Origin of the sequence: Tepidibacter sp. Z1-5 (assembly GCF_037844525.1) — a bacterium.
Classification (GTDB): domain Bacteria; phylum Bacillota; class Clostridia; order Peptostreptococcales; family Peptostreptococcaceae; genus Tepidibacter_A.
The window spans coordinates 40,486-48,366 of record NZ_JBBMMD010000026.1 but is presented as its reverse complement, the minus strand read 5'-3'; the positions used below and the strand labels follow the sequence as shown (position 1 = coordinate 48,366).

General features: G+C 28.3%; 5 protein-coding genes and 1 pseudogene. 1 reads left to right on the top strand and 5 read right to left on the bottom strand.

Features of this window, described 5'->3' with window-relative positions:
* Positions 1 to 176: pseudogene (locus tag WJW32_RS06760) on the top strand (IS982 family transposase); the annotation flags it as partial.
* A 76-nt stretch (positions 177 to 252) separates the two neighbouring features.
* Here WJW32_RS06760 and WJW32_RS06755 read toward each other — a convergent pair.
* The 5 genes from WJW32_RS06755 to WJW32_RS06735 form a co-directional block, all read right to left on the bottom strand.
* Positions 253 to 1,266, bottom strand: a complete 1,014-nt coding sequence (locus WJW32_RS06755; protein ID WP_340256724.1) for a hypothetical protein — start codon at positions 1,264 to 1,266, stop codon at positions 253 to 255.
* 106 nt (positions 1,267 to 1,372) lie between these two features.
* A complete protein-coding gene (locus WJW32_RS06750; RefSeq protein WP_340256723.1) occupies positions 1,373 to 1,594 on the bottom strand; it encodes a YdbC family protein in 222 nt (73 codons plus the stop codon).
* Between the two features lie 27 nt (positions 1,595 to 1,621).
* Positions 1,622 to 4,882: a type I restriction endonuclease subunit R gene (locus WJW32_RS06745; protein WP_340256721.1), complete on the bottom strand. Its 3,261-nt coding sequence runs from the start codon at positions 4,880 to 4,882 to the stop codon at positions 1,622 to 1,624.
* 104 nt (positions 4,883 to 4,986) lie between these two features.
* Positions 4,987 to 6,372 (bottom strand): restriction endonuclease subunit S, encoded by a 1,386-nt coding sequence (locus tag WJW32_RS06740; protein ID WP_340256720.1) that lies wholly within the window; start codon positions 6,370 to 6,372, stop codon positions 4,987 to 4,989.
* A complete protein-coding gene (locus WJW32_RS06735; protein ID WP_340256718.1) occupies positions 6,362 to 7,879 on the bottom strand; it encodes a type I restriction-modification system subunit M in 1,518 nt (505 codons plus the stop codon). The genes WJW32_RS06740 and WJW32_RS06735 overlap by 11 nt, the downstream gene beginning before the upstream one ends.
* Positions 7,880 to 7,881: the final 2 nt, after the last annotated feature.

Genomic DNA, 7,881 nt, shown 5'->3' with positions numbered 1-7,881 from the left:
GCTTTTCCCAATTGTCAGAGCAATTAAATATGAATAGGGTGAAAACTAAGTCATATTGGGGTTTTATTACTAGAACTAAGATAAAAATTCTTTCTCATAATATATTATTTTTTATAAATAAACTTCTTGGGAATGATAAGGATATGGCAAAAATCAAGTCTTTAATATTTGGATAAAATATCCATGATTTTAAATTTGAGAGGATGATTTTTTGTTGAAATCAATTTACCATATTAAGTAAATTGATTTCAACTAGCACAATAGATTAATTATTCTTTTTTCTAATTTTTTATTTAAATTTATTTCTTTGGTTACTGCTACTTCTTCTAATATTTCTTTTTTATTATTTATATTTTTTTTCGATTCATCATTATTAGCAAAACTTGATGCATAGGATATAATCAAACCTAAAAGAACAACATGAATTATATTCCCTAGAATAAACTGAATAAAATATGATAGTCTATAAGAAAATTCAGGAGGAGATGTAATATACATGTATCCAAAATGAATAGTTCTTATAATAAACTTCCAGCTCGAATTAGGATCTATATAATTTTGTAATTTAGGATCTGCGCTTAAATTATATATACCAAATAATAAAGCTATATAAAGTTCAAATACATAAAAAGATATAACCCCTACAATAATATCAATTAAATTTTTATTCGAGTACTCTAGGAAATGTTTTACAAAAGAAATGGCACATGGTAGCATCATTCCTATAAAAACTAAAATCACTATAAAATTTATTTCTGATTCAACAATATCTTGTAGCAGATTTCCTACTATAGTCATTCCTAAAATAAGAAATAACACGATTACTACAAATAAGTTATATATTCTTTCAAAGCCTTTTACTCCTACAAGTAGACTTTTAATAACTGTCAACAGAAAATAAACAATTGAAAACAATACTAAACTTAAATATACTATATGAATACTTTCAGGAAATATTTTCAATAAATATTCTCCTTTTAAAGTAGTCATAAGAATTGATATAAATATTATTTGTAATAGTTTTTTATTTGTGTTTTCTGAAAAATAATCTTTGCATTTTATTAATAAACCTCTACAAGTAATTTTTTGTTTTTTTAATTGTTTATTATTTTCCTGATTTTCTTTAATTCTTTGAATTAAAATTTTAAACTTCTTTATTATTTCTTTACATTTTTTTAATGTATTTATAGAGTTATATACAATTAAAGCAATTACACTTACTATTATGAGCATTATTGATATTGGCCATAATATATCCTTTAACATCTATTCTGTTCTCCCTTTTAATATTCAAATTAATTGTTGTTTATATATTAATGTTTTAGGCTGTTAAAATATATCAACAGCCTAAATAATGATTCATTATTTTTGATTATAAATCCATTTCATTAAGCATATCTCTTAATACTTTTAATTCTTCTTTACTTAAAGTAATTCCTTTTCCCATTTTTTCTTTTTCACAATCCCAGTCTCTTAAATCATATTTTGGATCTCTATTATTCCAGCTAATTAAATTTAGCTCTTTTGTCCAACCTTTTGATGATTCTGATAGAGTTCCTATATTTTCTTTAATCTCATATTTTATATTTGCCATTTTTTTCTCCTTTAGTCATTGTGTAAATTATTTATAAGGTACATTTTCTTCAGCAGCTATTTCACTATAACTATTTTCTTCTTCAATACAATACTCAACTTCATTTGAGCACATTAGCTCTGCTTGTCTCATAACAACATCTAAAGCAATTTTTGCTTGTTTTGGTGGGTAATCATATTTCTTTAAAAGTCTCTTAACAATTCTTCTCATTCCCGCTTGAGCACTTTTTCTTATACTCCAATCAATTGTAGTATTTTTTTTAATAGCTATAGTTAGTTCATGTGCGATTTTCTTTAATGTCTCATCATCAATAAACTCTTTTACTGCATCATCTGATGTTAGTGCATCATAAAAAGCTATTTCATCTTCATTTAATCCTAAATCTTTTTCTTTATCTTTCATGTCTTTTATATCTTTAGCCATTTTTATTAATTCTTCAATTACTTCTGCATTAGTAATTGCTTGATTTCTATATTTATTAAGAGCTTTTTTTAGTTTTTCTGAGAATTTTTCAGACTTAACTAAATTTCTCTTCTCTATTGATTTTATATTTCCTTCTAACAGCTTTCTTAACATTTCAACAGCTAGGTTTTTATGTTTTAGTTCCCTAACTTCTTCTAAAAACTCCTCTGATAAAATAGAAATATCCGGTCTTTTCATACCCATAACATCAAATACATCTATAACTTCTTCTGATATTATTGATCTCTCTAACATCTGATTTAATCTTGCTTCTATTTCTTTTTTAGATTTCTTTTGTACTCCTTTAGCTTCAAGTTTTGCTAAACTTGCTTTAACTGCTTTAAAGTAACTTACTTCAAAAGCTAAATTTTTACCTTCATTTGTAGCTGCACATAGTGAATGAGCTTTAGCAAGTTCTGTTGCTATTTGTTTGAAATCCTTTTGTTCTTTTTCTTTTTTCCCTAATATAAAGTTCATACCACCTGTAATTGCTCTTATCCTTGCTGATTGAGATTTCCCCATATAATCTGAGTAATCAAAACCATGCATCATATCTCTTAATATTTCTATTTTTTCAATCATCACAGCAATAGCTGCTGATGTATCTATCCCTGTATTTTCCTTATCACTATCTGTATATTGTTTTAATGCTTTTTTAAGACTTTCAAGAATTCCTAAGTAATCAACAACTACTCCTCCTGATTTATCCTTGAATACTCTATTTACTCTTGCTATTGCCTGCATAAGATTATGACCTTTCATAGGTTTATCTATATACATTGTGTGCATTGATGGAACATCAAATCCAGTAAGCCACATATCACGAACAATAACTATTTTAAGTTCATCACTATTATCTTTCATTCTTGTAGCTAGGGTATCTCTTCTTTGTTTTCCACCTATATGTTTTTGAAGTTTTTCTTTATCTCCTGCACTTCCAGTCATTACAACTTTAATCTTCCCTTTATCAACATCATCACTATGCCAATCAGGTCTTAACTTTACTATCTCATCATATAAATCAACACATATTCTTCTGCTCATACATACTATCATGGCTTTTCCATCAATAGTTTTAGATTTTTCTTCATAGTGTTCAACTATGTCTTTAGCAAGTTTTTTTATTCTATTTGGTGAACCTACAACAGCTTCAAGTCTTGACCATTTACTTTTGTTTTTTTCTCTTTCATTGTCCTCTTGTCCTTCTGTAAGTTCTTCAAATTCTTCATCTATTTTCTTTAACTCTTCTTCATCAGTTTCAAGTTTAATTATTCTATTTTCATAATAAATTTTAACAGTAGATTTATCTTCAACAGCTCTTGTCATATCATATACATCTATGTAATCTCCAAATACTGCTGGTGTTGATTTGTCTTCCATTTCAATAGGTGTACCAGTAAATCCAATAAATGAAGCATTAGGAAGAGCATCTCTTAAATATTTTGCATATCCAAACTTTACTTCTCCTGTTTTAGTATTTGTTTTAGCTTCTAATCCATATTGACTTCTATGTGCTTCATCTGCAATAATAATTACATTTCTTCTATCTGTTAAAACTGGCATTTCACCGTCTTCAGGCTTAAACTTTTGAATAGTAGTAAATATAATTCCTCCAGATTCTCTATCATTTAATAAATCATAAAGTCCATTGATTTCTTTTGAATTTTCTTTTGATTGCTGCTTCTTTTGTTCATCAGTTAGTTTTCTTACATTAGCTTGTTTTGGAGATTGTCTTAAAATATCCTCTGACTTTGAAAAAGTATTAAATAATTGCTCATCTAAATCATTTCTATCCGTTATTACTACAATGGTTGGATTATTTAATTGTTTAACCAACTGTGCAGTATAGAAAACCATAAAAAAACTTTTACCAGATCCTTGAGTATGCCAGATCACACCTATTTTTCTATCCCCATTTTCACTAGTAGCTTCTTTTGCTTTTTCAACAGCTTTTTTTACTGCAAAATACTGATGATAAGCTGAAAGTATTTTTATAATTGTTTTTTTATCACCTATTTTATTTCCTTCTTCATCTTTTTCATCTTCCTTTGATTCTTGGAATAATAAAAAGTTTTGAATTATATCAAGAAGTCTTTCTTTGCCAAGCATTCCTCTAAATAAAACTTCATATTGAGGAACTTCAAGTGATTCAATATTTTTACCATCTATAGTTCTCCAGTTCATAAATCTTTCTTCATTAGAAGTAATCGTACCTGCTTTAGCATTTATTCCATCTGATAATATACAAAAAGCATTATAGTTAAATAATGATGATATGTCTTTTTTGTAAGTTTGAATTTGATAATATGCATTATCAATACCAACATTTTCATCAGTAGCTGATTTTAGTTCAACTACAACTAAAGGAATTCCATTAATAAATATAACTAAATCAGGTCTTCTTTCTTCTTTTTCAATAATAGTGAATTGATTTACTACTAAAAAATCATTTCTTTCTGTTTTATCAAAGTCAACAATATGAGCTTTTTTTGTTCTAATTTCTCCGTTCTCTTTAAAAGAAACCTCTATTCCTTCTACTAATAGTTTATGAAAACTTCTATTGTTTTCTTCTAATACAGGGCTATTGAATGTTATTATTTTTCTATATGCTTCTTCTAATGCTTCTTCTGGTAAATCTCTATTTAATTTAAATAAAGCATCCTTTACTCTCTGCTCAAGTATTACTTCTTTATAATCTTTTCTTTCTGGACACTCTCCCTCAGGTCCTATATCTGGTCCAAATAAATACTCATATTCCATTTCTTCAAGTATTTCTATTGCAGCTTCTTCAAGTCTATCTTCTGTAAAATTCTCTAACAGACTCATATTATCTCCCCCTTAGATGTTAGTATTTAATATTCTTCATCTACAAATTACTCTCCCTGATGTCCCAATATCCCTTGTAAGCTATAGTAATTTCATATTTTTTATTAATCTTGATTTGTATCTACAGGTACTCTAATTTCACCTGACATTAGTTTTGGTAGAAGAGCATCTCTAAGTAATAATAAGTTTCTATTTTGTTTTCCAAAGCATAAATACTGTTTGTCTAAACTAGATGCAAGTTTATTAAACATCTCAATTCTATAGTTATCTGGTTTAACTATAGATATATTACTCAACGTACCTTTGTTAATAGCTCCAAACACAGTCCCCTCATTATTATATATATTTAATTTTTCTTTAAGATTCATCATTAAATGAAAGATATAAGAACTATGTTCATCTTTACTTCTTATTGAACACAATCCTCTACCAATACAACAATCTTCATAAGCAATATTAATATCACCTACGGGTGCTCTAACACTCAATAAAACATCTCCTAATTTCGCCATTTTCTTAGGCTCAGTAGTGAATAATCTTCTAACTGGAAACCTATCTGAAAAATCAGTTCTTCCTTGATAAAATACTTCTCCAATCCCATCTTCATTATAAGAGCTTCCCTTAGGCGATTGTCCCATTGTAATATCTGCAACTTCACTAAGTCTCGATGCTTGCCAGCCCTTAGGAATCATACCTAATTCACTTTCTTCCATTTCTCCACCACTTGATTTATAAGGTTCTCCATTCTCATTTGGAAACTCAAAATCTACAAACCAATGTTTGAAAATAGATTGAGCCATGGCTTCTAGTTTTTTATTTATTTGATTGTTAACTTTTATTTTTTCATCTAAATTTGAAAGTACTTTTGCAATCTTATCTTGCTCTAAAAGTGGAGCTAAAGGCAAGGGAACTCTTTTTAAATCTGTAACTTTTAAGTTTGGTTGAGTTGATCCCAGCGTATGTTCATACATAAATCTATCAAAATGATGACTCAATAAGACATAATAAATGTATTTTGGATTTACTATTAATGGTTGCCACCTGACAAAATAATGAGCAAAAACTACATCTTCTTTATCTTTCTTAACAATATACCTTTTGCCTAATTTATTACCTGTAAAAGAAATATATATATCATTCTTTTTTATAGTCTTTTCACAATCTTTATCTTTAAATCTTTTGCAATAAGGTAAATTCTCAAAATTTGGTTCTTCGTTATCTTTCAAATCAGTTATTCTTAACATTTTTTTATTAATTCCTAATTCATCCATAGTTGAAGTAGGTGAATGTACACCATTAGTAATAAAAGTTGAAATATCATTACTAATTACCCATCCCCATAAATTTGGTAATTCAGGTAAATTAGACAGTTCATATTCTGATAGTGGCTTGACTTTTAAATCTTTTTTTATATTATTCATGCTACAATATTCATCAATCTTATTTAAAATTTCTTGCACTTCTTTACTTTTTATCAGATTACAACTCATACCCAATCCCCCCTAGATTTTTTCTAATCTCATCCTCTAGGTTTCTAGATTTTGCAAAAAGTTCACTTAGTTCACTAGTTAAATTCTCCATTTTCTCTTCAAAAGAAACTCCATCATCTTCTACATCTTCAATCCCAACGTATCTACCTGGAGTTAAAACATACTCATGTTCTTTTACTTCTTCTAGTTTGGCTGATTTACAAAGACCTTTTACATCTTCATATTCACCCTTATCATCTCTCCAGTTATGATAGATTTCAGCTATTTTTTTAACATCATCAGTTTTTAGCTCTCTATGCTTTCTATCTATCATTTCTCCTAGATTTCTAGCATCTACAAATAATATTTCTTTTTCTCTATTTCTAAATTTAGGGTTATCTTTTTTATTTCTATTTAATATCCATAAACATACTGGTATACCTGTTGAGTAAAACAACTTATCAGGTAGTGCTACTATTGCATCAACTAAATCTGATTCTATTAAATTCTTTCTTATTTCACCTTCATTTGAAGTATTAGAGCTTAAAGATCCATTTGCAAGTACAATACCTGCACATCCATTAGGTGAAAGGTGATATACCATATGTTGAAGCCATGCATAGTTTGCATTTCCTGCTGGTGGTGTTCCGTATTTCCATCTAACATCATCAGTTAAACTTCCTCCACCCCAGTCACTAATATTAAAAGGTGGGTTAGCTATTATATAATCCGCTTTTAATGTTTTATGAACGTCATTATGAAAAGTGTCTGCGTTGTGTTCTCCTATATTTCCATCTAGTCCTCTTATAGCAAGATTCATTTTACAAAGCTTCCATGTTGTTGGATTTATTTCTTGACCATATATTGAAAGATCACTTATTTTTCCTTGATGCTCTTCAACAAATTTTTCACTTTGAACAAACATACCTCCACTACCACAGCATGGGTCATATATTCTTCCTTTGTATGGCTCTATCATTTCAACCAATGTTTTAACTATGCTTGTAGGTGTATAGAATTCTCCTCCACCTTTACCTTCTGCTCCTGCGAATTGTCCTAAGAAATATTCATATACTCTACCAAGTAAATCTTTTTCTCCGTTCTTATGAAGTTTTATTGTAGATATTAAGTCTATAAGTTCTCCCAGTCTTCTTTTGTCAAGCTCTGGTCTTGCATATCTTTTATCTAAAACTCCTTTTAAAGTAGGATTTTCTTTTTCTATTAAAATCATTGCATCATCAATTAATTGTCCTATTTTAGTATCTTTTGCATTGTCTTTTATAAATCCCCATCTGGCTTCTTTTGGAACCCAGAATATATTTTCACATGTATATTCATCTCTATCTTCCTCAAATCCATCTCCTTCTTCAATAAGTTCATTATATTTTTGTTCAAATTTATCCGAAATATATTTTAAAAATATAAGTCCTAATACTACATACTTGTATTCCCCTGCATCCATACTACTTCTTAATTTATCAGCTGATTTCCATAGTGTTTCCTCAAATCCAATATTTCCTGTTGACATTT

Excerpts from the sequence above, each read along its gene's own strand:
- WJW32_RS06755 (WP_340256724.1), bottom strand. The coding sequence starts at position 1,266 with ATGTTAAAGGATATATTATGGCCAATATCAATAATGCTCATAATAGTA.
- WJW32_RS06740 (WP_340256720.1), bottom strand. The coding sequence starts at position 6,372 with ATGAGTTGTAATCTGATAAAAAGTAAAGAAGTGCAAGAAATTTTAAAT.
- WJW32_RS06745 (WP_340256721.1), bottom strand. The coding sequence starts at position 4,882 with ATGAGTCTGTTAGAGAATTTTACAGAAGATAGACTTGAAGAAGCTGCA.
- WJW32_RS06750 (WP_340256723.1), bottom strand. The coding sequence starts at position 1,594 with ATGGCAAATATAAAATATGAGATTAAAGAAAATATAGGAACTCTATCA.
- WJW32_RS06735 (WP_340256718.1), bottom strand. The coding sequence starts at position 7,879 with ATGTCAACAGGAAATATTGGATTTGAGGAAACACTATGGAAATCAGCT.